This is a genomic window from Endobacter medicaginis, assembly GCF_014192375.1.
Classification (GTDB): Bacteria; Pseudomonadota; Alphaproteobacteria; order Acetobacterales; family Acetobacteraceae; genus Endobacter; species Endobacter medicaginis.
The window spans coordinates 1-26,182 of record NZ_JACHXV010000002.1 but is presented as its reverse complement, the minus strand read 5'-3'; the positions used below and the strand labels follow the sequence as shown (position 1 = coordinate 26,182).

The 26,182-nt window shown below is 65.1% G+C and carries 25 protein-coding genes; 15 read left to right on the top strand and 10 right to left on the bottom strand.

The genetic code is table 11. The annotated features are described in order from the left end of the window. Nucleotides 1–59: 59 nt before the first annotated feature. The 3 genes from FHR90_RS02155 to FHR90_RS02145 form a co-directional block, all read right to left on the bottom strand. Nucleotides 60–464 (bottom strand): META domain-containing protein, encoded by a 405-nt coding sequence (locus tag FHR90_RS02155; RefSeq protein WP_176622266.1) that lies wholly within the window; start codon nucleotides 462–464, stop codon nucleotides 60–62. Between the two features lie 14 nt (nucleotides 465–478). Continuing rightward, the gene (locus FHR90_RS02150; protein WP_176622265.1) at nucleotides 479–2,134 is read right to left on the bottom strand and encodes an APC family permease; all 1,656 of its coding nucleotides are present in this window, start codon (nucleotides 2,132–2,134) and stop codon (nucleotides 479–481) included. A 111-nt stretch (nucleotides 2,135–2,245) separates the two neighbouring features. Continuing rightward, a complete protein-coding gene (locus tag FHR90_RS02145) occupies nucleotides 2,246–3,280 on the bottom strand; it encodes a LacI family DNA-binding transcriptional regulator (RefSeq protein WP_176622263.1) in 1,035 nt (344 codons plus the stop codon). A 167-nt stretch (nucleotides 3,281–3,447) separates the two neighbouring features. Here FHR90_RS02145 and FHR90_RS02140 point away from each other — a divergent pair, with 167 nt between their 5' ends. The 3 genes from FHR90_RS02140 (at nucleotide 3,448) to FHR90_RS02130 (ending at nucleotide 7,576) form a co-directional block, all read left to right on the top strand. Then, nucleotides 3,448–4,407, top strand: a complete 960-nt coding sequence (locus FHR90_RS02140; RefSeq protein ID WP_218061939.1) for a dihydrodipicolinate synthase family protein — start codon at nucleotides 3,448–3,450, stop codon at nucleotides 4,405–4,407. Between the two features lie 125 nt (nucleotides 4,408–4,532). Beyond that, nucleotides 4,533–5,951, top strand: a complete 1,419-nt coding sequence (locus FHR90_RS02135; RefSeq protein ID WP_176622261.1) for an MFS transporter — start codon at nucleotides 4,533–4,535, stop codon at nucleotides 5,949–5,951. A gap of 104 nt (nucleotides 5,952–6,055) precedes the next feature. Next, a complete protein-coding gene (locus tag FHR90_RS02130) occupies nucleotides 6,056–7,576 on the top strand; it encodes a carbohydrate porin (RefSeq protein ID WP_183274681.1) in 1,521 nt (506 codons plus the stop codon). Between the two features lie 18 nt (nucleotides 7,577–7,594). Here FHR90_RS02130 and FHR90_RS02125 read toward each other — a convergent pair whose 3' ends face one another. Beyond that, nucleotides 7,595–9,454, bottom strand: a complete 1,860-nt coding sequence (locus tag FHR90_RS02125) for an ABC-F family ATP-binding cassette domain-containing protein (protein ID WP_408871423.1) — start codon at nucleotides 9,452–9,454, stop codon at nucleotides 7,595–7,597. A gap of 154 nt (nucleotides 9,455–9,608) precedes the next feature. Here FHR90_RS02125 and ndk point away from each other — a divergent pair, with 154 nt between their 5' ends. The 6 genes from ndk to FHR90_RS02095 all read left to right on the top strand — a co-directional run bounded on the left by ndk (nucleotide 9,609) and on the right by FHR90_RS02095 (nucleotide 15,153). Next, nucleotides 9,609–10,031 carry a nucleoside-diphosphate kinase gene (gene ndk / locus FHR90_RS02120; protein ID WP_176625834.1) on the top strand — a complete coding sequence of 141 codons (423 nt, stop codon included), beginning with the start codon at nucleotides 9,609–9,611 and terminating at the stop codon, nucleotides 10,029–10,031. A 71-nt stretch (nucleotides 10,032–10,102) separates the two neighbouring features. Further along, nucleotides 10,103–11,380: a C4-dicarboxylate transporter DctA gene (dctA, locus tag FHR90_RS02115; RefSeq protein WP_176625832.1), complete on the top strand. Its 1,278-nt coding sequence runs from the start codon at nucleotides 10,103–10,105 to the stop codon at nucleotides 11,378–11,380. Between the two features lie 16 nt (nucleotides 11,381–11,396). Beyond that, on the top strand, nucleotides 11,397–12,260 hold the full coding sequence (locus FHR90_RS02110) for a shikimate dehydrogenase (RefSeq protein ID WP_246330006.1): 864 nt from the start codon (nucleotides 11,397–11,399) through the stop codon (nucleotides 12,258–12,260). Then, nucleotides 12,260–12,850 (top strand): dephospho-CoA kinase, encoded by a 591-nt coding sequence (gene coaE, locus FHR90_RS02105; RefSeq protein ID WP_176622110.1) that lies wholly within the window; start codon nucleotides 12,260–12,262, stop codon nucleotides 12,848–12,850. Before FHR90_RS02110 ends, coaE begins: the two co-directional genes overlap by 1 nt. Then, on the top strand, nucleotides 12,847–13,521 hold the full coding sequence (dnaQ, locus tag FHR90_RS02100) for a DNA polymerase III subunit epsilon (RefSeq protein WP_176622109.1): 675 nt from the start codon (nucleotides 12,847–12,849) through the stop codon (nucleotides 13,519–13,521). The genes coaE and dnaQ overlap by 4 nt, the downstream gene beginning before the upstream one ends. An 87-nt stretch (nucleotides 13,522–13,608) precedes the next feature. Further along, entirely contained in the window at nucleotides 13,609–15,153 is a 1,545-nt protein-coding gene (locus FHR90_RS02095; RefSeq protein WP_176622108.1) for a mannitol dehydrogenase family protein, read from the top strand. Between the two features lie 76 nt (nucleotides 15,154–15,229). On the opposite strand, the gene FHR90_RS02090 is transcribed toward FHR90_RS02095, so the two are convergent. The 3 genes from FHR90_RS02090 to FHR90_RS02080 form a co-directional block, all read right to left on the bottom strand. Then, nucleotides 15,230–15,541 carry a helix-turn-helix domain-containing protein gene (locus tag FHR90_RS02090; RefSeq protein ID WP_176622107.1) on the bottom strand — a complete coding sequence of 104 codons (312 nt, stop codon included), beginning with the start codon at nucleotides 15,539–15,541 and terminating at the stop codon, nucleotides 15,230–15,232. Between the two features lies 1 nt (nucleotide 15,542). Then, on the bottom strand, nucleotides 15,543–16,865 hold the full coding sequence (locus FHR90_RS02085; RefSeq protein ID WP_176622106.1) for a type II toxin-antitoxin system HipA family toxin: 1,323 nt from the start codon (nucleotides 16,863–16,865) through the stop codon (nucleotides 15,543–15,545). Between the two features lie 600 nt (nucleotides 16,866–17,465). After that, complete coding sequence (locus FHR90_RS02080; RefSeq protein WP_176622105.1) at nucleotides 17,466–17,621, bottom strand: hypothetical protein; 156 nt, start codon at nucleotides 17,619–17,621, stop codon at nucleotides 17,466–17,468. Nucleotides 17,622–17,799: 178 nt separating this feature from the next. Here FHR90_RS02080 and FHR90_RS02075 point away from each other — a divergent pair, with 178 nt between their 5' ends. Then, the gene (locus FHR90_RS02075) at nucleotides 17,800–18,180 is read left to right on the top strand and encodes an MbcA/ParS/Xre antitoxin family protein (protein ID WP_176622104.1); all 381 of its coding nucleotides are present in this window, start codon (nucleotides 17,800–17,802) and stop codon (nucleotides 18,178–18,180) included. Here the strand turns inward: FHR90_RS02075 and FHR90_RS02070 are convergent. Beyond that, nucleotides 18,174–18,680 carry a hypothetical protein gene (locus FHR90_RS02070; RefSeq protein WP_176622103.1) on the bottom strand — a complete coding sequence of 169 codons (507 nt, stop codon included), beginning with the start codon at nucleotides 18,678–18,680 and terminating at the stop codon, nucleotides 18,174–18,176. The two genes, FHR90_RS02075 and FHR90_RS02070, sit on opposite strands and share 7 nt — an antisense overlap. A gap of 86 nt (nucleotides 18,681–18,766) precedes the next feature. Here FHR90_RS02070 and FHR90_RS02065 point away from each other — a divergent pair, with 86 nt between their 5' ends. Continuing rightward, a complete protein-coding gene (locus FHR90_RS02065) occupies nucleotides 18,767–19,648 on the top strand; it encodes a metallophosphoesterase (protein WP_176622102.1) in 882 nt (293 codons plus the stop codon). Nucleotides 19,649–19,859: 211 nt separating this feature from the next. Here FHR90_RS02065 and FHR90_RS02060 read toward each other — a convergent pair whose 3' ends face one another. After that, entirely contained in the window at nucleotides 19,860–20,795 is a 936-nt protein-coding gene (locus tag FHR90_RS02060) for a hypothetical protein (RefSeq protein WP_183274679.1), read from the bottom strand. 266 nt (nucleotides 20,796–21,061) lie between these two features. On the opposite strand from FHR90_RS02060, the gene FHR90_RS02055 reads away from it, so the two are divergent. The 4 genes from FHR90_RS02055 (at nucleotide 21,062) to FHR90_RS02040 (ending at nucleotide 23,642) form a co-directional block, all read left to right on the top strand. Continuing rightward, on the top strand, nucleotides 21,062–21,355 hold the full coding sequence (locus FHR90_RS02055) for a hypothetical protein (RefSeq protein ID WP_176622100.1): 294 nt from the start codon (nucleotides 21,062–21,064) through the stop codon (nucleotides 21,353–21,355). A gap of 81 nt (nucleotides 21,356–21,436) precedes the next feature. Continuing rightward, entirely contained in the window at nucleotides 21,437–21,817 is a 381-nt protein-coding gene (locus FHR90_RS02050) for a hypothetical protein (protein WP_176622099.1), read from the top strand. 574 nt (nucleotides 21,818–22,391) lie between these two features. Beyond that, nucleotides 22,392–22,700: a hypothetical protein gene (locus FHR90_RS02045; protein WP_176622098.1), complete on the top strand. Its 309-nt coding sequence runs from the start codon at nucleotides 22,392–22,394 to the stop codon at nucleotides 22,698–22,700. Nucleotides 22,701–22,823: 123 nt separating this feature from the next. Then, a complete protein-coding gene (locus FHR90_RS02040) occupies nucleotides 22,824–23,642 on the top strand; it encodes a hypothetical protein (RefSeq protein ID WP_176622097.1) in 819 nt (272 codons plus the stop codon). A gap of 398 nt (nucleotides 23,643–24,040) precedes the next feature. Here FHR90_RS02040 and FHR90_RS02035 read toward each other — a convergent pair whose 3' ends face one another. Further along, a complete protein-coding gene (locus FHR90_RS02035) occupies nucleotides 24,041–25,777 on the bottom strand; it encodes a hypothetical protein (protein WP_176622096.1) in 1,737 nt (578 codons plus the stop codon). Nucleotides 25,778–26,182 lie beyond the last annotated feature (405 nt).

Genomic DNA, 26,182 nt, shown 5'->3' with positions numbered 1-26,182 from the left:
CGCCTCGGCCCGTTTCCTGCGCGTCGGTGCGCGCGGCCGCCAGGGCCGCTCCGCTCCGATCAGGGCGCGGACAGGACCTCGAACCGGGCCATCGGCACCTGCGCACGGTCGAGGGTGAGCTCGTCGGCGCGCAAGGTGTAGCCATCGGTCGTGGCCAGGGCGGCCATGAAGCCACGCTCAACCTGCATGCCGTTCACGCAGGCCATCATCGTGCTCGCGACGCGGCCGAAATGCAGGCTGCGCGCCGCGGGGTCGAAAGCGTAGGTGCCGTGGTACCGGTTGCAGCCATTGGAGCCGCTGACATGGCCGTCTTCGAAATGCAGCGTCGCCGGATGCGGGAGTTTCGGCACCGCCTGTCCGTTCAGCTCGACCAGCACCCAGTCGGTCTGCGTCAGATGGCCGGGATCGGTCCCGACGCAGCCGGACAGTCCGATCGCCAGCAGCGGCAGCAGAACCCTGTGCATGATCATCCTGTTCCTCACAATTCCTCGGGGATGGTTTCCGGGTCGATCGGCTTGTCCATCTCGGCCAGATGGCGCGGATCGCCGCCGCTGCGCGCGCCCCAGGTGATGAAGCCCAGGGCGGCCACCGCCACCAGCGCCATGTCCCAGCCATAGGGGATCAGGCCGATGCCGCCGAATTGCGGGCTGCCGATCTTCGAGACCAGGGCGATGAACGGGATGTAGGCCAGCAGCCACCAGGCGGCGCGCAGGTCGCGCGTCCAGACGTCGCGGCCCGCATCGCGGCGATAGAACACATAGATCGGCAGACCGATGACCAGGATCAGGATGATGCGGCCGGTCAGCGGCCATTTCGCCCAGAACAGCAGCTCGGAGGCGGCAATGAAGGCGATCGGCGCGATCACGCCGAGGGCGGGCGCGCTCACCGCGCGTCGTCGCTCGGGGGCTGCGCGGCGCAGCGTCATCGCGGCGACGGGGATCATCAGATACGAGAACACGGTCGCGACCGAGATCGCCGCCGCCAGCGTGCCCCAGCCGCGGAAGAAATACAGGAACACGAACGCAATGCCGAGATTGAACCACAGCGCCGCCCGCGGCGCGTGCCAGACCGGGTCGATGCGGCCGAGGGCTTCCGGCGCGGTGCCGTTGCGCGCCATGCCGACCACCATTCGCGAGACCGAGGCCATGTAGGTGGTGCCGGTGCCCGAGGGCGAGAGGAAGGCGTCGAAATACAGCGCCAGGGCGAGCCAGTTGAGGTTGAAGGCCAGCGCGAGCTGCGCGAAGGGTGAGGAGAAATCCACATGCGCCCAGCCCTGCGCGATGCGCGCCGGATCGACCGCGCCCAGATAGGCGACCTGCAGCAGCAGATACACCACGGTGGCGATCGCCACCGAGCCGATCACCGCGAACGGGATCGAGCGGTCGGGATTGCGCGCCTCGCCGGCGAGGTTGAGCGGCGACTGGAAACCGTTGAACGAGAACATGATCCCCGAGGTCGACACCGCCGTGAGCACCCCGGCCCAGCCATAGGGCAGGAAGCCGCCGGCCGAGCCGTCGCCGCCGCTCGGCGTGGCTCCGCTGACATTGCCGCCGTGGAACCCGGCCGCGATCAGCGCGATCGCGGTCAGCGCCGGAATGATCAGCTTGATCACCGTGATCGCCGAGTTGGTGTGCGCGAACAGCTTCACGCCCCAGTAGTTCAGCAGGAAATAGCCGATCACCAGCAGCCCCGACAGCACCAGCCCAAGCGTGCTGAGTTCGCCATGGGCATAGAGATTGTGCGTCCATTCGAACGGCCACGAGCTCATGTACTGGATCGAGGCCTCGCCCTCGACAGAGATCACCGAGGCGATGGCGATCCAGTTCGCCCAGCCGGCGATGAAGCCCACCAGCCCGCCATGGGTGTATTGCGCGAACCGCACCATCCCGCCCGTCTCTGGCATCATCGTGCCGAGCTCGGAGCCGATCAGAGCGATCAGCATCACCACCACCGCGCCGATCACCCAGGCGATGAGCGCCCCCGGCCCGGCGATCGACGCCGCCCGCATCGCCCCGAACAGCCAGCCCGAACCGATGATCGCGCTCAACCCCGTGAACAGCAGCGCCCAGCGGCCGACGACGCGATGCACATGCGTCGCACCTCCGACGCCCGAGCCGGTCGACTGACTGTCCATATTTCCTCCGCCGCTCCACAAGTCATGTGCAGGCTCTGGCTCAGGCCTGCATCAGACGCATAGGGGCAAAGTCCGGGAGCGTCCACCCGAAGCGAGGCAAGCAGCCGCGGCCTATGGAGGCGAGGAACGGGGTCGCGCCGTCGAGCGGCGGGGGATGAGGCTGGGGGTCGCGATGCGCACCCGGCCTGCGCCGGCCTCCGGGCCATCGACCAGCAGCTCCAGCGCCGAGGCCGCGATGGTGTCGAACGGAACCCGCACCGTGGTCAGCGGCGTCGGCAGCAATCCGACGATCGGGATATCGTTGTAGCCCACCACCGACACATCGTGCGGCACCGACAGCCCGAGCCGGGCGAGGGCGGACATCGCCCCGATCGCGGTGTTGTCGTTGACGGAGAACAGCGCGGTCGGGCGCTCCTGGAGGTCCATCAGCCGCAGCGCCGCCTGACCGCCCGATTCGATGCCGAAGCTCGACTCCACGCTCAGGGCGGGGTCGGGCGTGATGCCGGCTTCCTCCAGGGCCCGCCGGTAGCCCTCGGCCCGGCCGCGCGCGGACGAGGCGAAACCGGGGCCGGCAATCAGCCCGATGCGGCGATGGCCCAAATCGATCAGATGCCGCGTGGCGAGATAGCCGCCGAGGCGGTCGTCGCCGATCGACGACAGCGAATGTCCGTCGGTGCGCAATGCGAGCACGCAGGCCACCCCGCGCGCGCGCAAGTCGTCGATCAGCGGATCGCCTTCCCGGAACGTCGCCAGTACCAGCCCGTCGACGCCCCGACGCAGCAGCGACTCGGCCGCCAGCCGTTCCGCGCCCGGGTCGTCATCCGTGGTGGCGACCACCGCGAAACGGCCGCTGCGCGCGCAGGCGCGGGCCATCGCCTCGTAGAACACCGCCATCACCGTATCGGTCAGCCGTGGCACGATCACGCCCACGGTCATCGTCTGCCCGCGCCGCAGGGCCGCCGCCGAGACGTCGCGCACATAGCCGAGCTCGGCCGCGACCCGGCGCACGCGCTGCGCGGTCTCGTTGTCGGAATGCGGCAGCCTCTCGTCGAGGATCCGCGACACGGTGGATTTCGACACCCCCGCTGCAGCGGCGACGCTGTGCAGGGTGGCTCTGGGTGTCCTCGACCGGCTGATCGCGCTCATCGTCCCTGCGTGCCGCAACATCGCGCTTGACACAAGCACGACCCCGGGTGTCATCTGGGAACGTTCCCGCAAACGATCCCGTCCATGAGGATCAGCGCGGGAAGGTGAATCGACAACGATGGCCTGCGCCCACCCGGCGCACTGCCAGACCCTGGGAGAACACACACATGGACATGCCCGTATCCACCATCGAACCGGTCTCGCGTGACCGCGTCATGGACCTGCGCGGCCTCAACCCCGCCCCGGTGACCGCCTTCACCCGCGACGGAAAGGTCGACTGGGCCGCCAATGCCAGGCTGGCGAAGTGGCTGATCGAGAAAGAGGGCGTCAAAAGCCTCGTCTGTCTCGGCCATGCGGGCGAGGGCACCTTCCTGACCCAGGCCGAGCAGGTGCAGCTCATCGAGACCTTGGTCGAGGCCGCCGACGGCCGCGTTCCGGTGATCGCCGGCATCACCGGCGAGGGCACCGAGGTCGCCTCCCTCGAGGCACGCCGCGCCGCCGATGCCGGGGCGATCGGCGCGCTGGTCTACCCGTCGCATGGCTGGCTGCGCTTCGGCTATCAGGATGGCGCGCCGCAGGACCGCTACAAGGCGATCCACGAGGCGTCCGGCCTGCAATGCATCCTGTTCCAGTATCCGGACGTCACCAAGGCCACCTACAACCTCAAGACCCAGCTCGAGATCGCCGCCCAGCCGGGGGTGGTCGCGACCAAGAACGGCGTGCGCAACATGCGTCGCTGGGACACCGAGATCCCGGTGCTGCGCCGTGAGTTCCCTGAGCTCCAGATCCTCACCTGCCATGACGAGTATCTGCTGCACACCATGTTCGACGTCGACGGCGCACTGGTCGGCTACGGCAACATCGCCCCCGAGCTGCTGATGGCGATGATCAACGCCGGCAAGGCGAAGGACTACGCCAGGGCCCGCGCCATCCACGACCAGCTCCTGCCGGTCACCAAGGCGGTCTATCATCGTGGCTCGCACATGGAAGGCACCGTTGCCCTCAAGCTGGCCCTGGTCGCCCGCGGCGTGCTGGAGCATGCCACCATCCGCTCGCCTCTGAAGGATCTGAGCAAGGAGGCCGAGGCCGAGATCTTCGCTGCCATGAAGGCCGCGAAGATCGTCTGATCGCAGGCCGGTCCGGTCCGCGGCGGGATACCCGTCGCGGACCACCCACTCTACAAACGTCCATAGACGCGCCCGCGGGCCCCAGGGTCCGGCAGAGAAGCGCGCGAGCGGGAGACAAGACGACCATGACGGCAACACTTGCCGCAGGCAGCGCGCTCGGTCGCGCTGCTTCCCTGTCACGCAGCCTCGATGCCGAGCGCAGCGTCACCCTGCTTGCCAGGCTCGAACGCCTGCCCGCGACGCGCCCGGTGCTCTGGGCGCGGTCGGTCGTCGGCATGGCCACCTTCTTCGACGGGTATTCGACGCTGGCGATCGCCTATGCGATGCCGATCCTGGCGCAGACCTGGCACCTCACGCCCGCCACCACGGCCGCGATCATCTCGTCCGGCTATTTCGGCCAGCTTTTCGGCGCGCTGTTCTTCGGCTGGCTCGCCGAGCGCATCGGCCGGCTGCCGGTACTGATCATGACCATCGCGCTGTTCGGCATCATGTCCGTCGCCTGCATCTTCTCGTGGGATGCGAGCTCGCTGATGCTGTTCCGCTTCCTGCAGGGGATCGGCACCGGCGGCGAGGTTCCGGTGGCCTCCGCCTATGTCAACGAGCTCTCCGGCAGCCGCAACCGCGGCCGCTTCTTCCTGCTCTACGAACTGCTGTTCCTGGTCGGCCTGGTGTTCTCCGGCATGGTCGGCTACGCGCTGGTGCCCCGCTTCGGCTGGCAGGCGATGTTCATCGTCGGCGTGATCCCGGTCGCCGTCGTCGCCCCGCTGATGCTCACCCTGGGTGAAAGCCCACGCTGGCTGATCGGCGCCGGACGGCTCGACCGTGCCGAGCGCCAGATCGACCGCATGGAGACCTCGGCGCGTACGCACGGCCAGCCGATCCCGCCGATCGAGGTCGATACCGTGGTGCCGGTCACGCCGGCCACCGTCGGCTCGCTGCGCGAGATGTTCGGCCGCTTCTACGGACCGCGCACCGCCCTGCTCTGGTTGCTGTGGTTCGGCGCCTACATGATCAACAACGGCCTCGCCACCTGGCTGCCGACGCTGTATCGCACCGTGTTCCACGTGCCGGTCGGACGTGCCATCGGCCTCGGTTTCGCGATGACCGGTGTGGCCGCCTGCGCCTCGCTGATCTGCGCGCTGCTGATCGACCGTGTCGGTCGCCGCCGCTGGTATGCCGGCGCTTTGCTGTTCGCCGTGATCCCGCTGGTCACGCTCTATGCGATCGGTGCCCACACGGCCTGGGCCGTGTTCGGCCTCGCAACCCTCGCCTATGCCGCGGTGCAGACGGTGACCTACTCGCTCTACCTCTACTCCGGCGAGCTCTACCCCACCCGGCTGCGCTCGACCGGTGCCGGTTTCGGCAGCGCCTGGCTGCGGCTCGGCTCGATGGCCGGCCCCTGGCTGATCGGCACCATCGTCGCCGGCGGCGCGATCGGTCCGGTGTTCCTCGCCTTCGCCGGCATCGCCCTGCTGACCGGGCTGATGTGCTGGCGCTTCGCCCCCGAGACCGCCGGCAAGTCGCTCGAGCAGCTCTCGCCCTGACCTCGATGAAAGTGGACGGCAGCCCCGTCCACTTTCTCTCACTCGCAAACGATCCGATCCCATAACAAGCCCGCCACAGACGGGCAGGATTTCAGGAAACACCCATGTCCACGCGCCTCGTTGCCGCCGCAGCCCTGCTGTCGGCTGGTTTCGGCACGGCTGCGGCCAGCGCCCGGAGCGCCAGCCCACCCCCCAGCCCGACTTCCCCCGCCGCGACCGCCCCTGCCGTTCCCCCGATCGACACCAACCATGCCTGGCCCGCCGCCCGCCCCACGGTCTCCAGGTCCGCCCCCGACCCGCGAGAGAGCCACGCCATCGCGCAGCTCCATGTGCTGCCCCCGCCCGAAACCGGCTTCGTCCCGGCCCCGCCTACCGGCCCGCTCGCCCCGGTCGGCATCGCGCTGCAGAATCACGGCATCTATCTGCGTGCCCTGGCCGTGGACGAATTTGCCGGCAACGTGTCGGGTGGCGTTCGCCGTGGCACCGGCAACTCGATCGCCACCCCGTTTGGTGCCGATCTCGATTTCAACCGCATGATCGGCCTTCCCGGCGCGGTGCTGCACATCTCGTTCAACCGATCCGGCGGCACTTCGCTGGCGCAGGCGTACACGGGCAACACCGTCAGCTTCCAGACGCGCTACAAGACCTACCAGAACCTCCGCCTCTCGGCCCTCGCCTGGGACCAGAGCCTGCTGCACGGGGCGGTCGAGATCTCAGGCGGCCGCGTCTCGGCGCTGACGTATTTCAACGCCTCGACGCTCTACTGCACGTTCCAGAACAACGCGATCTGCTTCAACCCCGCCGCGCTGCCGATCCAGAACCGCTCGCTGTCCTTCTTTCCCTATGGCACCTGGGGCGGGCGGGTGAAGGTCAATCCGAGCAAGCGCGTCTACATCCAGGCCGGCGCCTTCGAGGCCAATACCTCGCTGATCCCCACCGACGGTTTCGACTGGAATACCCATGGCGGCACCGGCGTGCAGACCGCCGTGGAACTCGGCATTCACTCGCCGAGCCAGCTCGCCCCACACGCCTACAACCTGCGCTTCGGCGCCTATCGCAACAGTTCGCCGGTCAACGACCCCTATTACAACAGCCGTGGCCTGCCGAAACCGACCCACAATGGCACCGCGCTGATCCACCCCGAGGGCCAGGACGGCTGGTATGCGATGGGCGACGGCGTGCTCACCCGTCTCGGAGCCGACAGGCGCCGCAACATCACCGTCTTCGGCGGCGTCATCCAGGCGGTGCCGGACTACACCCTCTTCAAGCTCCAGGCTCTGGCCGGCCTGGTCATTACCGGCCCGTTCGCCTCGCGCCCGCTCGACACGTTCGGCATCGTCGGCACCTATCTTCAACTCGGCCGCAACGAGCGCGACTATCTCCAAGCGATGCGCCGCGCCGCCCAGGGCACATCGCGCGTGACCAAAGGCGAGGGCATCTTCGAGATCAACTACGGCGCGAAGGTGATGCGCGGGGTCACCATCAGCCCCAACATCCAGTACGTGCTCCAGCCCGACAACGTGCTCAAGCCCTCGCAGCGCTCCGCCTCGCACAACATCCTCGCCTTCGGCTTCCGGGCCTCCATCGAGCTCGGGGCCGTCGCCGGACTGCCGGTCTGGCACTGAGCGTGCAGGGGGAGGGGCTCAGCCCGCCCCCTCCAGCGCCGCCTCCGCGGCCAGCCAGTCGGCCTCGGCGGCCTGGGTGAGCTTGTCGACCTGGGCGAGGCGCACGTTCAGCGCCGCCACCTTGGCGCTCTTGCCGGCCGCGTAGAGATCGGGGCTGGCAAGCTCCGCCTCGATCTTCTTGCGTTCGTCCGTCAGCCGCGCCAGTCGCGCCTCCGCGTCCTTCGCGGCCTTGCGCAGCGGCGCGGTCTGCTTGCGGGCCTCGGCGCGGTCGCGTCGGTCCTCGCGCGCCGCCTGAGCCGAGACGTTCGCAGGCTTGTTCGCCGCCCGCGCCTCGCGCGCCCGCTCCGACAGCCAGCGCCGGTAATCGTCCATGTCCCCGTCGAAGGCGCTCACGCCGCCCTCCGCCACCAGCCACAGCCGGTCGGCGACCAGCTCCACCAGGTCCGGGTCGTGGCTGATCAGCAGCACCGCGCCCTCGAACGCGGACAGCGCGCGCACCAGCGCATCGCGCGCATCGATGTCGAGATGGTTGGTCGGCTCGTCGAGGATCAGCAGTTGCGGCGCATCCCGGGTCGCGAGCGCGAGCAGCAGCCGTGCCTTCTCGCCGCCCGACAGCTCGCCCACCCTGGTCTCGGCGCGGTCCGCATCGAGCCCGAACCGGGCGAGCTGCGCACGCACCGCCGAGGGGATCGCCTTCGGCATCGCCCGCGCCATGTGGTCGATCGGGCTGTCACCCAGCACCAGCTCGTCGGTCTGATGCTGGGCGAAATACCCCACACGCAGTTTCGGGTTGCGGAACATCGACCCCGCCATCGGTTCGAGCCGGCCTGCGACCAGCTTGGCGAAGGTCGACTTGCCGTTTCCGTTGGCACCCAGCAGGGCGATGCGGTCCTCCATGTCGATCGACAAGTTGATGCCGCGCAGGATCGGCGTCGTGTCGTATCCCACCGTCACGCGGTCGAAGTTCAGCACCGGCGGGGCGAGCTGGGCGGGGGCGGGAAAATTGAACCGCGTCGGCGCGGCCTCCACCACCGACTCGATCTGCGGCAGCTTCTCCAGCGCCTTGATCCTGGCCTGCGCCTGCCGGGCCTTGGAGGCCTTGGCGCGGAAGCGGTCGACGAAGGACTGCATGTGCGCCCGCTGGGTGGCGATCTTCTCGGCCATCCGCGCCTGTTGCATGGCCTGCTCGGTGCGGATGCGGACGAACTCGCTGTAGCCGCCGGGGGTGAGGCTCAGCTTGCCGCCGTCGAGATGCGCGATCGCCTCCACCGCCCGATCGAGCATGCCGCGATCGTGGCTGACGACCAGGGCCGCACCGGGGAATTTCGCCAGCCACGCCTCGAGCCACATCGTCGCCTCGAGATCGAGATGGTTGGTCGGCTCGTCGAGCAGCAGCAGGTCGGGGTTGAGGAACAGCGCGGTCGCCAGCGACACCCGCATCCGCCAGCCGCCCGAGAACTCCCGCACCGCGCGCGCCTGTGCGGCCGCATCGAAGCCCAGGCCCGACAGGATCGCCCCCGCCCGCGCCGGCGCACTGTCGGCCTCGATGGTGCGCAGCCGCTCATGGATCTCGGCCAGCTCATGCGCGCGCTCGGGATCCTGGCTCGCCGCCAGCAACGCGGTGCGCTCGGTATCGCCCGCCAGCACCGTCTCCAGCAGTGACGCCTCGCCCTCCGGCGCCTCCTGCCGCACCCAGGCCATGCGCGCGCGGCTCGCCAGCCGGATGGTGCCGCCATCGACGGCCCGCTCGCCGCAGATCGCCGCCAGCAGGGTGGACTTGCCCGCCCCGTTGCGCCCCACCAGCCCGATGCGCCGCCCCGGCTCCACCGAGAGCGAGGCGCCGTCGAGCAGCGCGCGGGTGCCGACGCGCAGGCTCAGATCACTCAGGGTCAGCAGGCTCAAACCGTGTCCAGTCCATGCAGGAAGATGACAATCCGGCGCCGGGCTTGCCGCAGCGCGGCCGCTTCGTCTAGATGCGCGCGATCCGAAAGCACTGATGCCTTTGGCAGACATTAACGAGGACCGACCCGTCATGGCGACCGAGCGCACGCTCTCCATCATCAAGCCCGACGCGACCCGGCGCAACCTGACCGGCAAGATCAACACCGTGTTCGAGGATTCGGGCCTGCGCATCGTGGCGCAGAAGCGCATCCAGCTCTCCGACGCCCAGGCCGGCGCGTTCTACGCCGTGCACAAGGAGCGTCCGTTCTATGCCTCGCTGGTCAGCTCGATGACCGCCGCCCCGGTGGTGGTGCAGGTCCTCGAAGGCGAGAACGCCGTGCTGCGCCACCGTGAGGTGATGGGCGCGACCGATCCGAAGAAGGCCGATGCCGGCACGGTGCGCGCGCTCTACGCCGAAAGCATCGAAGCCAACTCGGTGCATGGGTCCGACAGCCTGGAGAACGCGAAGACCGAGATCGCCTTCTTCTTCGCCGAGACCGAAATCCTGCCCTGATCGAAGCTCCGCGACAGCACGAGCCGAACCGGACGGCGGGCGAGGGACCATCCCGCGCCCGCCGTATCGCGTTGCATCGCTCGCTGTTCGTCCAGATCGTCGCCGCCAGCCTGCTCGGCGCCGTGATCGGCGTGTTCGCGCCGCAGCACGCCCAGTCACTGAAGATCCTCTCCGACGCGTTCCTGCGTCTGATCTCGATGATCGTCTCGCCGCTGGTGTTCTGTGTCGTCGTGCAGGGCATCGCCGGCGCGGGCGATCTGCGCTCCGCCGGCCGTGTCGGTCTCGCGGCACTGGTCTATTTCGAGGCGATGACCACGCTGGCGCTGATCTTCGGCGTGCTGGTTGCTCTCCTCTGCCATCCCGGTGCGGGGCTGCATGTCGATCCCGCCTCGCTGTCCTCCTCCGTCCTGGCCGGTAACGGCGAGCGCGCCGCCAGCCTCGTGCGCGGCGGCATCGGCGCCTTCCTGCTCGGTCTGATTCCCGCCAGCCCGGTCGCGGCCCTTGCCGGCAACGACGTGCTCCAGGTGCTGGTCTTCGCGCTGCTGTTCGGCGCCGGACTGTCGCTGGCCGGCGCGCCCGCGGCCCCGGTCGCGCGGCTGATCGACGCGCTGGCGTCGGTGTTGTTCCGCATCATGGGCCTGATCGTGCGCGTTGCCCCGCTCGGCGTGCTGGGCGCGATCGCCTATACAGTCGGCCGTTACGGCCTCGCCTCGCTCGACCAGCTCGCCGCCCTGGTAATCGTCTATTTCGCCGCTGTTGCGCTGTTCGTCGCGGTCGCCCTGGGCGCGGTGATGCGCCTGTGCGGTCTGAGCCTGCTGCGTCTGATCGCCTATCTGCGCACCGAGCTGCTGGTGGTGCTCGCCACCACCTCGTCGGACGCGGTGCTGCCGCAACTGATGGACAAGCTCACCGCGCTGGGCATCCGCCGCGAGGTGGTCGGGCTGGTGATCCCGGCCGGCTACTCCTTCAATCTCGATGCGCTGTCGATCTATCTCGGTCTCGCCGTGCTGTTCATCGCCCAGGCCACCGGCACGCCGCTGCACTGGTCCCAGCTCGCCCTGGTGCTCGGCACCGCGCTGCTGACCTCGAAGGGCGCGCACGGCATCCCCGGCGTCGCCATCGTCATCCTCGCCGCCACCCTCGCCGCGGTGCCCTCGGTGCCCGCGATCGGGCTGGTGCTGGTGGTGTCGGTCGACTGGTTCATCGGCATCGCCCGCGCGCTCGGCAATGCCTTGGGCAACTGCGTGGCTACCATCGCCGTCGCGAGCTGGGGACACGATATCGACCTCACCCGCGCCCGCGACGTGCTCGGCGGCCGGCCTTGGAGGCGGGGCGGTGAAGGGGCATGATCGGATCGTGTCCAGCCTGCCGCACCCCGCCTTGTCCGAGTCCCGCATCACCGGCGCCGCCCGCCTCGCAGGCGTGATCGGCTGGCCGGTCACGCATTCCCGCTCGCCCGCACTGCACAATCACTGGCTCGCCCGCTACGGCCTCGACGGCGCCTATGTGCCGCTGCCCGTCGCCCCCGGACGTCTCGCCGAGGCGCTGAGCGGCCTGCGCGCCTGCGGCTTTCGCGGCGTCAATATCACACTGCCGCACAAGGAAGCCGCCTTCGCGCTGTGTGACAGCCTCGACGACAGCGCGCGCGGGGCAGGGGCCGCCAACACGCTGGTGTTCACCGAAGATGGCCGCATCCACGGGCTGTGCACGGACGGCACCGGCTTCCTCGACAACCTCCGCGCCCATGGCGTCGATCCGCTTGCCGGTCCGGCGCTGATCCTCGGCGCCGGCGGCTCCGCCCGCGCCATCGCGGCAGGCCTGCTCGGGCTCGGCGTGCCCGTCACCATCGCCAACCGCACTCCCGAACGCGCCGAGGCCCTCTGCGCCGCGCTGCCCGGACTCGCCCGCCTCGACTGGGCCGACTGGGCTGCCGCGCTCGGCCGCTTCGCCCTGCTGGTCAACACCACCTCCGCGGGCATGGGCGGCACGCCCGCACTCACGCCCGACCTCGCAGCCGCCGCCGACAGCCTCACTGTCGCCGACATCGTCTATGTCCCCCGACTCACCCCTTTTCTCGCCGCCGCCGAGGCGCGTGGCCTGCGCTGCGTCGGCGGCCTGGGCATGCTCCTGCACCAGGCGCGCGGCGGGTTTTCCGCCTGGTTCGGCATCGACCCGGTGGTCGACGACGCACTGGCCGCCCTGGTCGGCGCCGACATCCCCGAACGCTGATGCGCATCATCGGCCTGACCGGCGGCATCGGCATGGGCAAGTCCACCACCGCCGCGACGTTCCGCCGCCGCCACATCCCGGTCTTTGACGCCGACCGTGCGGTCCATGCGCTCCAGGCCCCGGGTGGCGCCGCCATCGCGCCCATCGCCGCCGCCTTTCCGGGCACCGTCCACGACGGCACCCTCGACCGCGCGGCACTGCGTGCTCGTGTGACCAACGATCCCGCCTCGCTGAAACGCCTCGAAGCCATCATCCACCCGCTGGTCCGTCACGCGCAGACCCGCTTCCTCGCCCGCGCCCGCCGCGCCGGCCGCTCGCTGGTGGTGCTCGACATCCCGCTGCTGTTCGAAGGCGGCGCATGGCGCCTGTGCGACGAGATCATCGTCGTCAGCGCGCCGGGATCGGTGCAGCGCGCCCGCCTGCGCGCCCGTGGCCGCATGAGCGAGGCCGAGATCGACGCCCTGATCGCCCGCCAGATGCCGGATGCCGAGCGCCGCCGGCGCGCCGATGTCGTCTTCTCGACAGGCATCGGCAAGATGTCGACCTACCGCCAGCTCGCACGCTGGCTCGCGCACAGGAAGCACCGATGAGCCGCGCCGTCCTCTTCGACACCGAGACCACCGGTCTCGATCCGCTGACCGGGGACCGCGTCATCGAGATCGCCGCCCTCGAACTGCATCGCGACCTGCCCACCGGCCGCGTCTACCACGTGCTGATCGATCCCGAGCGCGACATTCCCCCCGAAGCCTCGCGCGTGCACGGCTTCACCCGCGAGGACCTGCGCGGCAAGCCCACCTTCGACGCGGTGATCGCCGACTTCCTCGAGTTCATCGGCGACGATCCGCTCATTGCGCATAACGCGCCGTTCGATTTCGGCTTCATCAACGCCGAACTCGCCCGCCTGTCGATGCCCTCGCTCGCCGCCGGCCGGATGATCGACACCCTCGCCATGGCCAAGGCCCGCTTCCCCGGCCTGCCCAACTCGCTCGATGCGCTGTGCCGCCGCTTCGACATCGACCTCTCGGCCCGCACCACCCACAACGCCCTGCTCGACTGCAAGCTGCTCGCCGAGGTCTATGTCGAGCTGACCGGCGGCCGCCAGCGCGGCCTGGTGCTGGCGGAATCCGTCACCCGCATCACCGCCACCTACACGCACGACCTCGCTGCTCGAATCCCCCGCCCGATCCTCGTTCCCGCCGATGATCTTGCCCGCCATGCCGCCTTCGTCGCCCGGCTGACGGATCCTGTCTGGGGCGCGTAAGCGCATTCGCGGGGCGGCGCCCCGCAATCCCCCCACGCCTGGATGCGTTATGCTGCGTGCAACGAGAACAGAGGGAACGAACCTGTCATGATCGCGCTCAACCGTGGGGCTCTGGCCGAACTGCCCGGGTCGGTGGCCCGCTTCGGCTATGACCGCGACGCGGTCCGGGCCGGGATCGCGCATTTCTCGGTCGGCAATTTCCATCGCGCGCATCAGGCCTGGTATCTCGACGCGCTGCTGTCGCTGCCGGGCAACGAGGGCTGGGGCATCTGTGGCATCGGCATCGTCGACGACGCGACCGAACGCCTCAAGACCGAGACCTTTCCCGCCCAGGACGATCTCTACACGCTCACCCTGTGCCCGGCGGATGCGCCGGCGCGGGTGCAGGTGATCGGCTCGATCGTGGAGTATTTCTTCGCCCCCGGCATCGGTGACGAAAGCGACCACGATGCCGTGTTGGAGCGTCTGGACGACCCGGCGATCCGCATCGTCAGCATGACCATCACCGAGGGCGGCTACAACATCGACGCCCAGACCGGCGCCTTCCGGCTCGACCATCCGGCGGTGGCGCGCGATCTCGCCCATCCGGGGCATCCGCACACGGTGTTCGGCTACGTGATCGAATCGCTCGCGCGACGCCGTGCGGCGGGGACGGCGCCGTTCACTGTGCTGAGCTGCGACAATCTGCGCCATAACGGCGCGGTGGCGAAGCGCGCCTTCACGGCGTTCGCCCGTGCGCGTGATCCCGGGCTCGCCGACTGGATCGAGGCGAACGTCGCCTTCCCGAGCTGCATGGTCGACCGCATCACCCCTGCGGTGCTGGCCGAGAAGGCGGAGGCGCTCAACGCGGCCAGCGGCATCGACGACAAGCTGCCGGTATTCGCGGAGGACTTTGCCCAGTGGGTGATCGAGGACCGTTTCAGCGGCGGGCGGCCGAAGCTGGAACAGGTGGGCGTCACCTTCACCGACGATGTCGGCGCCTATGAGTCGGTCAAGCTCCGGATGCTGAACGCGTCACACACCATGCTCGCCCTGCCGGGTCTGGGAGCCGGTTTTGCCACCGTCGACGAGGCGATGGGCGAGCCCAGGCTGCGCCGACTGCTGGAGGATTTCCTCGACCGCGACGTGATCCCGCTGCTCACTGCGCCTCCGGGGATGGAGCTGGTCGCCTATCGCGACGCGGTGTTGCGGCGGTTCTCCAATCCGGTGATCGGCGACCAGCTTGCCCGCATCGCCTTTGACACCGCCTCGAAGATTCCGGTCTTTCTGGGCGATACCATCGCCGAGACTCTCGCCCGGGGCCGCGACCACCGCCGGCTGGCCTTCCTGCTCGCGGTCTACGGCCGCACTCTGGCCGGCCTGGGCGATCAAGGCGGTCTGCCGCGCATCGCCGAGCCCAATCTCGGTCCGGCCGATCTCGCCCTGGCGCAGGATGCCGACCCCGCGTCCATCCTGAAACTGTCGACCTTCGGCGACTGGGGCCTCGATCGTCACGCCGACTTCATCGAGGATCTGCGACGCCGCCGGGCTCGCATCGAAGCGGTGGGCACGCTGAAAGCCCTCTCGGAGCTTTGGCTGGGGGACCTGGAAGCGCAGAATTTCCAGCTCAGGTCAACGATTTCAGAGACTTAACAGGCGGTTTGTATCCGGCTTTTGTAGCAGGCGTTGCGGCATAGATACAATCCCTCGGCGGACGGAGGCACTGAAGCTACGCGTCCTTTTTTCGGCGAACAGCTTTCGTCGCCTGAAGACCGGCGTCGCGTACGAATCCAACACTGAGACCGAATGGCTTGCCGAGACGCGCGAGGGTTTCCGCTTTCGGGTTAGCGTGTCCGTTCTCCAGCTCGCTTACCTGACGCTTCGTCAGCCCGAACCGCTCGCCGAATTCGGGTTGCGTCATCGACAGCATGTCGCGCATCCGGCGAACACCATCGGCAACGCCAAGCTCACCGTTCCTCGCCATGCTGAAAAACTCATCGCGCAGTGTATTGGCTTCGGAATCAAGCTTTCTTGCAACCATATCATGTCTCCTCGATGGATTTGACCAGCACTTCGGCGTTCACAAACGGGTCACGCGCAGTGACGCTTGACAACTCATCAGTCGGGACACCGCAACTTTGTGCAAGCTCGCGGATGCGGCGCAAATTCGGCAGCAATTCCTGCAGGGCGAGCAGCACCTGCTCGGGGTATAGCTTCGTATCCCGAGCAACGGCCGCGCAGATGGCACGGATGCCAGACGGCGATGGCACAGGCTTTTCGTCGCACGCCCACCGAGTGGAGCGATAGACATCATACTTAAGGCGCATGGGTGCAAAATCGAATAACGGTGTCAGTCCGACATAATCGCGTCGTTTGGTCAGGGCAGTGTTGCGGCCGTGATTATCGGGGTCACCCATGGCAGTCGCTATGATGTCGCGCTTCAGGTATTCGATGACCTCGACCTCTGGTTTGGTCGTTACTCGTTTTATGACATCAAGATAAGCTTCATGGCTCGTATAATAGGCGAACTCAGCAATCCCAGCCGCCGCTACGATACTTTCCTGGCCATAACGAACAACGCTGCCGTTGATGATTTCGCGGTCGAAGCGAGGAATCATCAGTGAATCGCCTATGCAAAACAGCGGTTGCCCGCAGCGCAGACCGAACGCCCTCGCGGTCTCGATGTAACCGGGTTCGCTACGCAAGATGAGGGCATCATGCCTCTCGCTCTTGCGCGCCACTGTCTTGACGATGAAGTGCGCAGCTGCCTCGGCGTCTGGCACCACGGAATCTGGTGCCAGCATGCCATCAGCGCGAGTCGTGAGCAGCAACTTGGGCCACACGCCCTGAACGCCGCTCGAACCAGCAGCCAGCAGCGCGTAGCGGCGTGCAATGTCGTAAAACGGCTCTTCGCGACGAGCTATGTCATCCATCGACAGACCGACGATTTCCACGCCTTTATGTAGCTTTTGCGCGTCTTCCCAAGCTTGCTGAACCCGAATGTTGCCGATGGGAGAGCCGCCAGCAAGCCTTAGCAAGGGCAATTCAACTTCTGGCGAATTCTCATCGATTCTCAGCTGAGTCGCGATTCGAGTGCGCGCGTCGCCCTGAGGAAGCAGGTCAAGCAGGAACGCCGGCCAATTGGTCGCTTGCTTTGCCTCCATGGTAATAGGGAATGCTACGGACAAAGCCCGGTCATCAATGGGCGGGGCACCTGAGACGGTTCCGTGAGCCATCCAGTATCCGATATTGTAATCTAGGTCGGCGGAGCTGCGATGGCCAGCCTTGGCGTTGTTAATCCGCAGCGTTGCAGCATCATGCCATGTGCCGTCGAAGTGAATCTGCAGATTGAGCTCAGCAGACATTATTCCATCCTGATGGGTCGTAACGTGTCGTGAACCTAATTCAGATACCACTAGAATGGAACCGAAAGCAAGGGATGGTTGGCAATGATACCATTGCGATGGGATTTATGCCCTACCTTCGACGACCGAAATGGCGCTCGCATCCGAGCGAGTGGCCGGGCTTTCGGAGACCGCAGCTGAGCCGACAACCTTGTCGAGGCGCTAGGTGCCTTATAAAAATATAGGATGGAAGCGGTGTGGCCGCCGTGCAGTGCGGATGTGGGCGCGTGATGGCAACCTGCCTACGAGCATCACACCTTGACTACTCGCCTTCGTCCCGGGGCTCCAGGTCCAACCAATCGCCGCCTACCTACAGCCGCCGTGCCTCATGCAGCCGCCCTTCGTTGACCGCAGCTTTGCAGCGCATGCGCTCGATGACCGTCGCAGTGTTCGCGCTCAGCCATCATCACGCTTTTCCATCCCGCACTCGTTTCAAGAGCGCCCCGACATCGACCGGCGGCACAGGCGGCAAAGTGTGGTTCACAGCGCTCCGTGATGCCGCCGCCAGAGCAGGCGAGTGTCAATCCCGTCCGGATATAAGTTTTCTCGGCCTGGAGCTAGTCAGCGGTTCACTAGCTCCCGAAACGCCGCCTCATTCTCCAGCAACACCCGCTCCACCTCAGTTTTCAGCAACTCATCAGTCGCCGCCCCATCATCAGCCACCACCGGAGGCTCAGCCGGCACGATACCCTCGCCGCCCTTCTCATCCTCAGCCATCACGACCTCTGAACATGGTACCAATCTGACCGTTTGATAACACACGATAGCGCCCGTTCACAGTTATACCCAAATCGCCGATTTTTGGTATAACTCAGCAATCACAAGCATCTAGCGACCGTCGGCCCGTCATAGATTCCACTTCTGTTCTCACGGCCGCGCCTGCTACCATGCCGCCATGTCCACCCCCGCCGCCAGCTCCGACACGCCGACCGACGCCGAATCCGCGGCCGCGGTGAAGGCCGTGCTGGCGCTGATGGAGCGCTGGCAGCTGTCGGATTCACAGCAGTGCGCGGTGCTCGGCATCGATGCGGCACAGCTGGCGGAATGGCGGGCTGGCCGGGTCGAGCTGCGGCCTGTCGATGCCAGGTCCCTGGGGCTGCTGCTGTCGATTCACCGGTCGCTGCGGATGGCATTCACGGACCCAGAGCGCGGCTACGCTTGGGTGCGCAAGCCGAATGAAGCGTTCGCCGGTCGGTCGGCGCTGAATGTGATGTGCGAGCCGGGCGGACTTGAGAGGGTGGCGGCGTATCTGGCGGCGGAAATTATGATTCAGTAGTCATATTGGTCGAGGAACACCAATCCGGATTTATCGGCTGCCCGCATTTCACGAATCTTAGTAATTGCCCTGCGAAAATCTATCTTCAGTCCTTTGTATATGAAGACGTCACCGATTGTGCTACGTACTGTTATATCAATTTCGGCAGATTCCGGCTTTGTCTTGTGATATATTTCTTGCCAATCGATATTGAATGAGCACTTCTGTCCGCGAATCAGGCGTTTCCCTGTTATGGAATATGAGTCTTTTGAGTCTCGTATCGATGTACCGTTTACCACGTATTCAATGCTGTCGAGCGTAATCTCACTCCAGCCTGAATTTACTATCACCATTTCGACTTCTGGTATTGCATCGTACAATAGTCTCTCTTGAATGGTCAGACTAAGCTTCGCTGTATCTTTTTCTGCCTGAGACTTTCTTTGGTTCCTAGCCCGCCATTCTCCCAAGCCGAGCGCAGTGCCGCTAATCGCCAGTGCGAGCCAGCTTGTGACGTCTGACATCAGTCAATCCCCAGCCTGATAGCGCTGCCAGTTTTTTGAATCAGTCGACTCTAGCGGGCGAGTCCCGAAATTGATATCGAGTCGGCATGCTCCCGAAACCCATCATCGTCCAGGTAACCAGCGACCTGCACCTGGAATTCAGCCCCTCACATCGCGGATTCGAGGACAATCAATCATGGGCCGACATCGTGCTGCTCGCCGGCGACACGGACAAAGCCGGTATGGCCGTCGCACAGGCCCGCCGGCTGTTCGCGAGCCCCGACATCGTGGTCATCGGCGGCAATCACGAGCATTACTCGACGAAGAAATCCATCGACGATGGCATCGCGCAGATGCGGCGCCAGGCCGACGAGCTGTCGACGCCGGAATCCCGGATTCATGTGCTGGAGGACGAGGCCATCGTGGTCCCCGTCCGCGGCACCGATGTGCGCGTCGTCGGCGCGACGCTGTGGACTGATTTTGCGATTTTCGGCAATCCACGCGTCGATGCCGGCATCGTCGAGCGGTCGTTGAACGATTTCCGACTCATCAGGAGAGCCGACCGAGTTGATTGGCGCGACCGGTTGACGCCCGGAGAAACGGCACGTCGACACGCTCACAGCCGGCAGTTCATCGAATCACAGCTGAGGACACCGCACGCCGGCCCGACCGTGGTGCTGACACACCATCAGCCATCGCTCCGCTGCGTCGCCCGCCAGTATTTGCGAGACCCCGTTACCGCTGGATTCGCGTCGAATCTCGATGACGTCATCGCCCTGCAGCCGGCGATGTGGGTGTCCGGACACACCCATGTCTCGCACCAAGTTCGGGACCCCGGCGGCTGCCTGCTGCTGGGAAATCCGGCGGGCTACGAGATGCGTGGCAGAACGCTGGAGAACCCCGATTTCAACCCGCACCTCGCCGTCGAGCTGACCCTGGACCCCGACACCGGTTCATGGCGTGCGCAGGTGCCGAATTCCGGTATCTGAAGGCGCGTGATGTAAGAATTAGCTGACATGTCGGTCCTCAGGATGCCATTACCGAGCCCGAAATCGATGCTGAGCGCGGTGTCCTGATACCGTGTTTCCGTCCACGTTCCAGCAAATCGCCATACAGCCACGTACAGCGCCGATATCCTCGACAGGTCCCAGACGACCTAAAAGCCACCCAGCCCCATCCAGAATCGATTTCTGAGGCACCTCATCTCGGCGGCCATCCCATTTCCGGCCACGGGTCATCCCGTCCGACCGTCCGTAGCTCCGCCGGCGACATCTGCTCGTTATCGTAGGCCACAGGCACCCCGGCATACTGCAGCCGAGGCCTCCGCCGACCGCGGACCTCGAAACTGGGAACCGACGGCTTCGGACCGGCGCCGGACTGGTATCGCCGCCACGCCATCCTCGGCCGCCACTCGATATCCATGCGGTCCAGTGCGCGACAGACAGCTCGATACAGACCGCCGGCAGCGAGCTGATACCCGCCGCCAGAGGATTCCAGCCTGCCATAGATTCCTGTGCCCAGCTCGGCGACCAAGTTCTTGGAGATGATGGTCCTGATGGCTGTGGCGGTCTGCTGCAGGGCCAGGTGCTCGAAATCCTGCCGCAGATAGATACTGTCGGGCACCGCTCTCATGTAGTCGCGCAGCCGCTGGATGGCCTGGTCGGCAGACAGCTCGCCATCACACGGCCACGGGTCGATGGCAGCGAAACGGGCCAACTCAGATTTCGGGTAGGTCTTGTTATCGTACAGCAGCACCTGCTTGCCGTATCCCATCTGCGGCATGCGGTTGCCCCGGACTTCGAAAATCACCCGGGCCGGCACCTGGGTCGTCCTGCCGGCATTGTAATCGCGAACTGCGCGGCCGGGGCGGAACTCGATTCTGAGTTTTTGCAGCACGCAAGCGCAGGATTGCTCGAATGGAAACGCCGGCACGGGCCCGGGTCGGAACACGCCCTCCTTCATCGGCACATAGAGACCCTGGCCGAGGCGACCCAGGACCTGGCGGCGAATCAGCGTGTCGATGGCCGGCTTGGCGTCGGCGCCGGCGATATCGCGCAATTCTTGTAGTGTGTAGGCCGCGTCGCCGGAGATGGTGATGTAATGCTGGATGGCTTTGATGGCGGTTTTGTCAATCATGGTGGCGCGTCCTGTGGGCACATCATAGTCCGCAGGTGCCGGTATTTGCAATGCGAACGCTCGACCGAAAGGTCGTCATGTTAACATCGATGTTAATATGAAAGCCGGAATCCAGCAGATACATGCATGTGAGCGTCAACATTTCATGCAATCGACAAAAGGTAGTACTTTCTTTGAACTGTTTTGCTTGAAATCGAGTATATTGAAATCAAGAAGGCACGATGCTTTCGCAACCGCCGGCGGGACCGGCTAACAGGGGAACGACCATGAACACCACGGACAACACTTTTCGACCGGCGCCGCTGGACCTTCAGCTGCTCGGATTCTTCGACCGCGACATCTCCGATGCACTGTCCTCAGCCGCCAAGAAGCTGGAGAATCTGCCGGACGGACACGGCCTGGTCGGCCAAGAGCTCGTCCTCGACCGCCAGGAATGGATGGCGCTGTCATCCATTCTCGATTCCGGAGATGGCTCTGTGTATCTGCGGATTTTCGGAAACGACGTTGTCTTTTACAATGAAAATTCCGACGAGGGCGGCCTCGCCCATCATCTGAACTGAACCCGATGCCGGCGGGGAACATCCTGCCGGCATCACCACCACGCCGGCAAGACCGGCCAACAATCAAACAGGAGGCAGGAAATGCCCGAAATCATCTCGAAAACCCGACTGTGTGGTGGCGACTGGCTGCTGCTGGTGTCGACCAAGGACGTCGATAGCCGCACTCTGATGACCGGGTTCACACTGAGAGTTCTGCGGTCCAGCGAGCCGCGCTACACGAAATCAAACTCCAGCCGAGTGCTCGAAATCCTCGTCGAACAGCGCTACGCAGGCCGCATCGACGACAGGTCCGCACGCGCTGGAATCGACGAGGCACGTGCACAGTTCGATGAGATTGCGCGCCTCGACCATCTGAGCAGCACGCCGAACTCGTACAGCGTGCATGACATCGCGCCGGCGAATCTGAATGGTCCGGCGAATCGCTTTGGATTCAGGCCGATGCGGGTCGCACAGGCGGCGTAGAGCCACACGGCATCAACGGAGAACACAGCAATCAGCACCCCACCCGGGGCAACAGGAGGAAATGATAATGAGAGACTGGTTCAGACGACAGCCGATTCCGTGGACAGCGCCTGGCGCCGCATCACGGACATATCAATCACAGACACTGCATGCACCGCGCGACGATGGCCCGGAATCAGATTGGATGCACTGGCAGCCGGAGGATTGCTGCCGCATCACTCACGCCGGCGGCTCCAGGCTGAGATATCTCGATATCAAGCATGCGGACCATTTGCTGCAGAAGCGGTGCGGACCCGGTTACCGGGCAAGCGCGGACAGCGACAAAATCCGATATCGTACATATATCGAGCGCAAAACACAGCTGTGCCATGATGCCGTCCGACGGTGCGTTCCATGGTCTCGGTGCCTGACCGTTCCTCATCTCCATGGCTCAAAATTCTTCGATTTGCGCGGACTTGCAGTCGGCCAATCACCCGGAAATCCGCCAATCATCGCCATGGCAATATGTGCCGGCGGTGTCTCCTCAGTTTCGCAGACTTGCCATCACGAAATCTGGCATGTCGCCGAGAGGCTCATGAACCCCCGCATTGTGCGCGATATCGATGCCGCACTGCGCCAGGGCGTCGCTATCGGCGATGAGGATTACTACGACACTGATATCGAGCGTCGGGCGCGAGCTTATGCCGCATATGCCGTCACCCGCGACATGGGCATGTACTACGAGAAACCTCTGCGCGAGCACACGCCTCAGGGCGCTTTCGAGATGGTCTACACGGGGAATTTCGGAAACATGATAGTCGGCTCTGGTGACGAGGTCGTCGCGCACTGGATGTCCGTCGGCCGCGAGGAAGACGAGGACGACCTGTGGTCCGTTGGATACTGACCCAGACAACAAAGCCAACATTGTAGAAAATAACACGCAATCGACAACTATTACGGCGTCGTTTGCACGTTTTCTGCTACAATATGCGTACGAAACCCGTCATCAGAAACGAGGAGCAAGCCGATGACACACCACGATTTCGACTTCCCAACCCCCGACCGCGACCTTGTGGCTCGCTGCGCCCGTGCAGCCGCGGCGGCATTCGTCGCCCGCCATCACGGCTTTTCGGTGCCTGTCGTGTCAACCGACACCAGCGTCCGCTCGCAGATGCCGGTTGTCGGCCAGCCATCCCGAATCATGAAGCTCGTGCTGCCGCTGACCGAGGTCGCACTGGCCGGGGTTATCGGTGAACTGATGGCACGGCGCCAGGATGCCGACGACATGGATGCTGTGGAAGCGGCGCTGGATGAGATGCGGAATCTCGATGACGTGGCTGCGGCAGCGTATCTGATTTCCAACATCGCCAGAGTCTCGATGCCGGCGGCGCGCAGGTTCGCGGACGAGGTTCTGGAGAACGGGCGCCATCATGTGCCGCGTGCGACCGTTCTCGGGCTGTACGAGCAGCTGTATGCGTCGGCTTGGTCGGTTCTTAGGGACAATGGCGACGTAATCGAAGATGTTGCCGCCGAGCTGTACGGCGCGGCCGGTCACGAGCTGACTTGGCTGGAGTTCGAAGCCATCTGTGATTCTGCCGGCGCTGCGCTCCACCCGGTCACCCGATTCCGGAACGAGCTGAATCGGTTCCGCACTGACACCGGCATCCCTCCCACGACGGTTTCCAGAGCCGCTCTCGGGCATAAGTCCTCGCTCGCGGGACTGAAGCGCGGAGCGGTTTCGATACGAAATATCGAGCGGTGCCAGACGTGGATGCGGAGATATCGTGCCGGCGAGGTCCATGTGCCGCCGGTCCAGGGTGCTGTGCAGCTGCAGTACGCAGACTGATAGCGGAAATCGGTAAGATGACGTGATGGGCCGGGGAGGAATCCTCGGCCCTGTTTGTTTGCGTGATGTGTGCAGCGGCGGCAGGTGAATCTCGGTAGCGGGAATCGTAAACCGGTTTGCTAACCCCGTTACCTCGTGCGTTCGTACGACGGTTGCAGGAGTTTGGAATCAGATTGTCGGAATCACGGAATCTGATTCCTGGCGCGCGCAGATGTGTTTCTTTGGAGTCATGAACTTGCGGGGCGACTGGAGTGGAGCACGAGATAGCCAGTAGGGCGGATGCTGGCGGGATGATGCCGGTGCGATGTGTGTGTTATCCCGGCGCGATGTGGTATTCAGAAAATGCAAATCGGTAATATGTCTACAAACTTCCAATTCAGTGACCAATTTGTTGACGGTTAGAGCCCGGAGCTGAGCATAGCCGACATCCGAATAGAGTTCCGGTGGCTGAACAGTCGGCGCTCCTCGTCATCCTGTGCGGCGCTCGGAGGTTCCCAATCCTCCACCTCGGCATCCGCAGCGCGGTCGTGCTCGCGAGCCGCCGGGTCGGCCGACACCAGCTCCCGGCGCCGCTTCAGGAATGCCGAGTGTACAGCCATGCGGGCTTTTCGTACGGCGTCCGGCAGAACCTCTTGGACCTCTTTTTCCTTGTATTCGACTTTCGGCAGACTGGCTTTCATCGCCTTAAGCTCTGCCAGGGAGGCGACCAGGTGGCACCGGGCAGCCATGGCATCGCAAGCGGCAATCTCGTCAGCCCAGGCGTTGTGAGCCGCAACGACATTCCGCAGCGGTGTGCTGGCCATTCGAGACCATGCAGAGCACCGGCGGCCACGGAAATAGTGAGGTTCGTCCGGCCGGCCGTCCGGAACCTCGTCCGTCAGGGTCTCCAGGGGCGCTCCCCATGCCCGCTTCATGGTCTTCGTCGACATCTGCATCGCCTCCGCCAGCGCAGTTTGTGTGATGCGGTTGGCGGGATTCCAGTCATACACGATGTCGGCGATTTTCCGCTCCGTTCTCAGGCGCTTGGTGTACGCCGCATAGTCAGCGCCGGCAGCCTGTTTCTCTTTGACCGTGTGTTCCGTGTCGCCGGCGAGCTGCATCACACCACGGTTCACATTGCGTGCAGTCTCGCCCGGGACGAATTTGGTTTGCATGAAAATCGTGACATTCGACGAAACCGAGGCGACCTCATCATCGCTCAGCGGCCAGGCGAACGCATCATTGATGGCCTCGGCCTGCGCCGCGATGGCGTCCGCGTCCGTCTCGTGCCGCTCGAATGCCCATGCCCGCAGGCGGTCGAACAGGCCGCGGTTGGTGCCCTCGGCAGCCGGCTCCTGGGGACCGGGACGGCGTTTGCCGGGCTGCTGTGAGCGGCGAACGAGATGGCCGTAGGTCGGATGTAACTGGTGGACGATTTCAGTCAACAACATGTCAGGTGTGCCGGGGATGGTCCGATACGCCAGCGCCACAGGCTCGGTCTGCGGGTCGGAGAATCCCTGCGCTGTCTCGTGCCCGGGCAGGTTTTTCAACAGTGCCCATGGAGAGCGGACCAGCGCCACATGCGGCAGCAGGACACCATCTAGAGCGGCAGCCATCAGGGCGCCGGCATACCAGAGCGTGCCGCGCGGGTCTTTCCGTCCGCCGGGTTTGTTCTCGGTCATGCGGACCGGTGTCTCCAGCTGAACAATCGCGCTGCAACGGCCGCTGGCGGCGTCGATGACCAGGGTCGGTCTCACGTACGGGGGAAGCTGCTGAAGGGCTTCCACGGCCGCCTGGGCGTCGCAATCGATGACCAGGGCGTTGCACCATTCCGGCGAGTTCGGCGTGAACAGCGGCTGCAGGATTGCGTCGCCCAGGTACATCTGCTGCGCCGACGACATCTCAGCGCCGGCACGCGGCCTGCCCGGCAGGTGAGGAATCATATAGGCGGCGAGTGGTGCGAGATGCGGTGCGGCGGCCTGCGCGACGACGATGGCTCTCTGCAGCGGCTGTGAGATGTCGCCGGCCAGAGTCAGGTGATGCCGGCCGATGTTCTGATTGAGGTCGATGGTGTGGAGAACCGAGACGGCCGACGACGCAACGTTCGGCGAGATATGCCGCAGTCCGCGGAGGTAGTTTTGAGAGTCGAATGGCATCGTCGTCGTCCCCGAGAAACATGCGTTTTCCCGACGGATTCATTGACGTTTGCGTGCAATCGACGCATACTAATCAAGTCCCCGTAGAGAGTCATCCGGAGCGACGGCAATCGCTGTGATGGATGACTCTCTACAATGACATATCTCTCCGAAAACCGAGTCGACTTTTTTCTTCTGTAGACAAATTTGTTTTGTCAACGGGCGCGGATGAGCGCTGATGTCTGCGGATAGACGGTTTGTCTACGGCTCGCGGCGCTGACAAACACCGGTTCAGCAGGTAGGGGACGTTAGGTGTCATCTGGAAATGCGTAGCCCCAGTATTAGTTATCTGTCGCATGCGCGGTTGCTGGGTCGGATGGCTGCCACGAGGTGCTGGTTGAACGGTATCTCTCGGCTGACCGTATT

Coding starts and splice junctions, on each gene's coding strand:
- FHR90_RS02035 (WP_176622096.1), bottom strand. CDS start 25,777: ATGCCATTCGACTCTCAAAACTACCTCCGCGGACTGCGGCATATCTCG.
- FHR90_RS02075 (WP_176622104.1), top strand. CDS start 17,800: ATGTCCACCCCCGCCGCCAGCTCCGACACGCCGACCGACGCCGAATCC.
- dnaQ (WP_176622109.1), top strand. CDS start 12,847: ATGAGCCGCGCCGTCCTCTTCGACACCGAGACCACCGGTCTCGATCCG.
- FHR90_RS02040 (WP_176622097.1), top strand. CDS start 22,824: ATGACACACCACGATTTCGACTTCCCAACCCCCGACCGCGACCTTGTG.
- FHR90_RS02090 (WP_176622107.1), bottom strand. CDS start 15,541: ATGGTTGCAAGAAAGCTTGATTCCGAAGCCAATACACTGCGCGATGAG.
- FHR90_RS02070 (WP_176622103.1), bottom strand. CDS start 18,680: ATGTCAGACGTCACAAGCTGGCTCGCACTGGCGATTAGCGGCACTGCG.
- FHR90_RS02155 (WP_176622266.1), bottom strand. CDS start 464: ATGCACAGGGTTCTGCTGCCGCTGCTGGCGATCGGACTGTCCGGCTGC.
- FHR90_RS02050 (WP_176622099.1), top strand. CDS start 21,437: ATGCCCGAAATCATCTCGAAAACCCGACTGTGTGGTGGCGACTGGCTG.
- FHR90_RS02045 (WP_176622098.1), top strand. CDS start 22,392: ATGAACCCCCGCATTGTGCGCGATATCGATGCCGCACTGCGCCAGGGC.
- FHR90_RS02140 (WP_218061939.1), top strand. CDS start 3,448: ATGGACATGCCCGTATCCACCATCGAACCGGTCTCGCGTGACCGCGTC.
- FHR90_RS02080 (WP_176622105.1), bottom strand. CDS start 17,621: ATGGCTGAGGATGAGAAGGGCGGCGAGGGTATCGTGCCGGCTGAGCCT.
- FHR90_RS02095 (WP_176622108.1), top strand. CDS start 13,609: ATGATCGCGCTCAACCGTGGGGCTCTGGCCGAACTGCCCGGGTCGGTG.
- FHR90_RS02130 (WP_183274681.1), top strand. CDS start 6,056: ATGTCCACGCGCCTCGTTGCCGCCGCAGCCCTGCTGTCGGCTGGTTTC.
- ndk (WP_176625834.1), top strand. CDS start 9,609: ATGGCGACCGAGCGCACGCTCTCCATCATCAAGCCCGACGCGACCCGG.
- FHR90_RS02145 (WP_176622263.1), bottom strand. CDS start 3,280: ATGAGCGCGATCAGCCGGTCGAGGACACCCAGAGCCACCCTGCACAGC.
- coaE (WP_176622110.1), top strand. CDS start 12,260: ATGCGCATCATCGGCCTGACCGGCGGCATCGGCATGGGCAAGTCCACC.
- FHR90_RS02055 (WP_176622100.1), top strand. CDS start 21,062: ATGAACACCACGGACAACACTTTTCGACCGGCGCCGCTGGACCTTCAG.
- FHR90_RS02065 (WP_176622102.1), top strand. CDS start 18,767: ATGCTCCCGAAACCCATCATCGTCCAGGTAACCAGCGACCTGCACCTG.
- FHR90_RS02085 (WP_176622106.1), bottom strand. CDS start 16,865: ATGTCTGCTGAGCTCAATCTGCAGATTCACTTCGACGGCACATGGCAT.
- FHR90_RS02060 (WP_183274679.1), bottom strand. CDS start 20,795: ATGATTGACAAAACCGCCATCAAAGCCATCCAGCATTACATCACCATC.
- FHR90_RS02150 (WP_176622265.1), bottom strand. CDS start 2,134: ATGGACAGTCAGTCGACCGGCTCGGGCGTCGGAGGTGCGACGCATGTG.
- FHR90_RS02135 (WP_176622261.1), top strand. CDS start 4,533: ATGACGGCAACACTTGCCGCAGGCAGCGCGCTCGGTCGCGCTGCTTCC.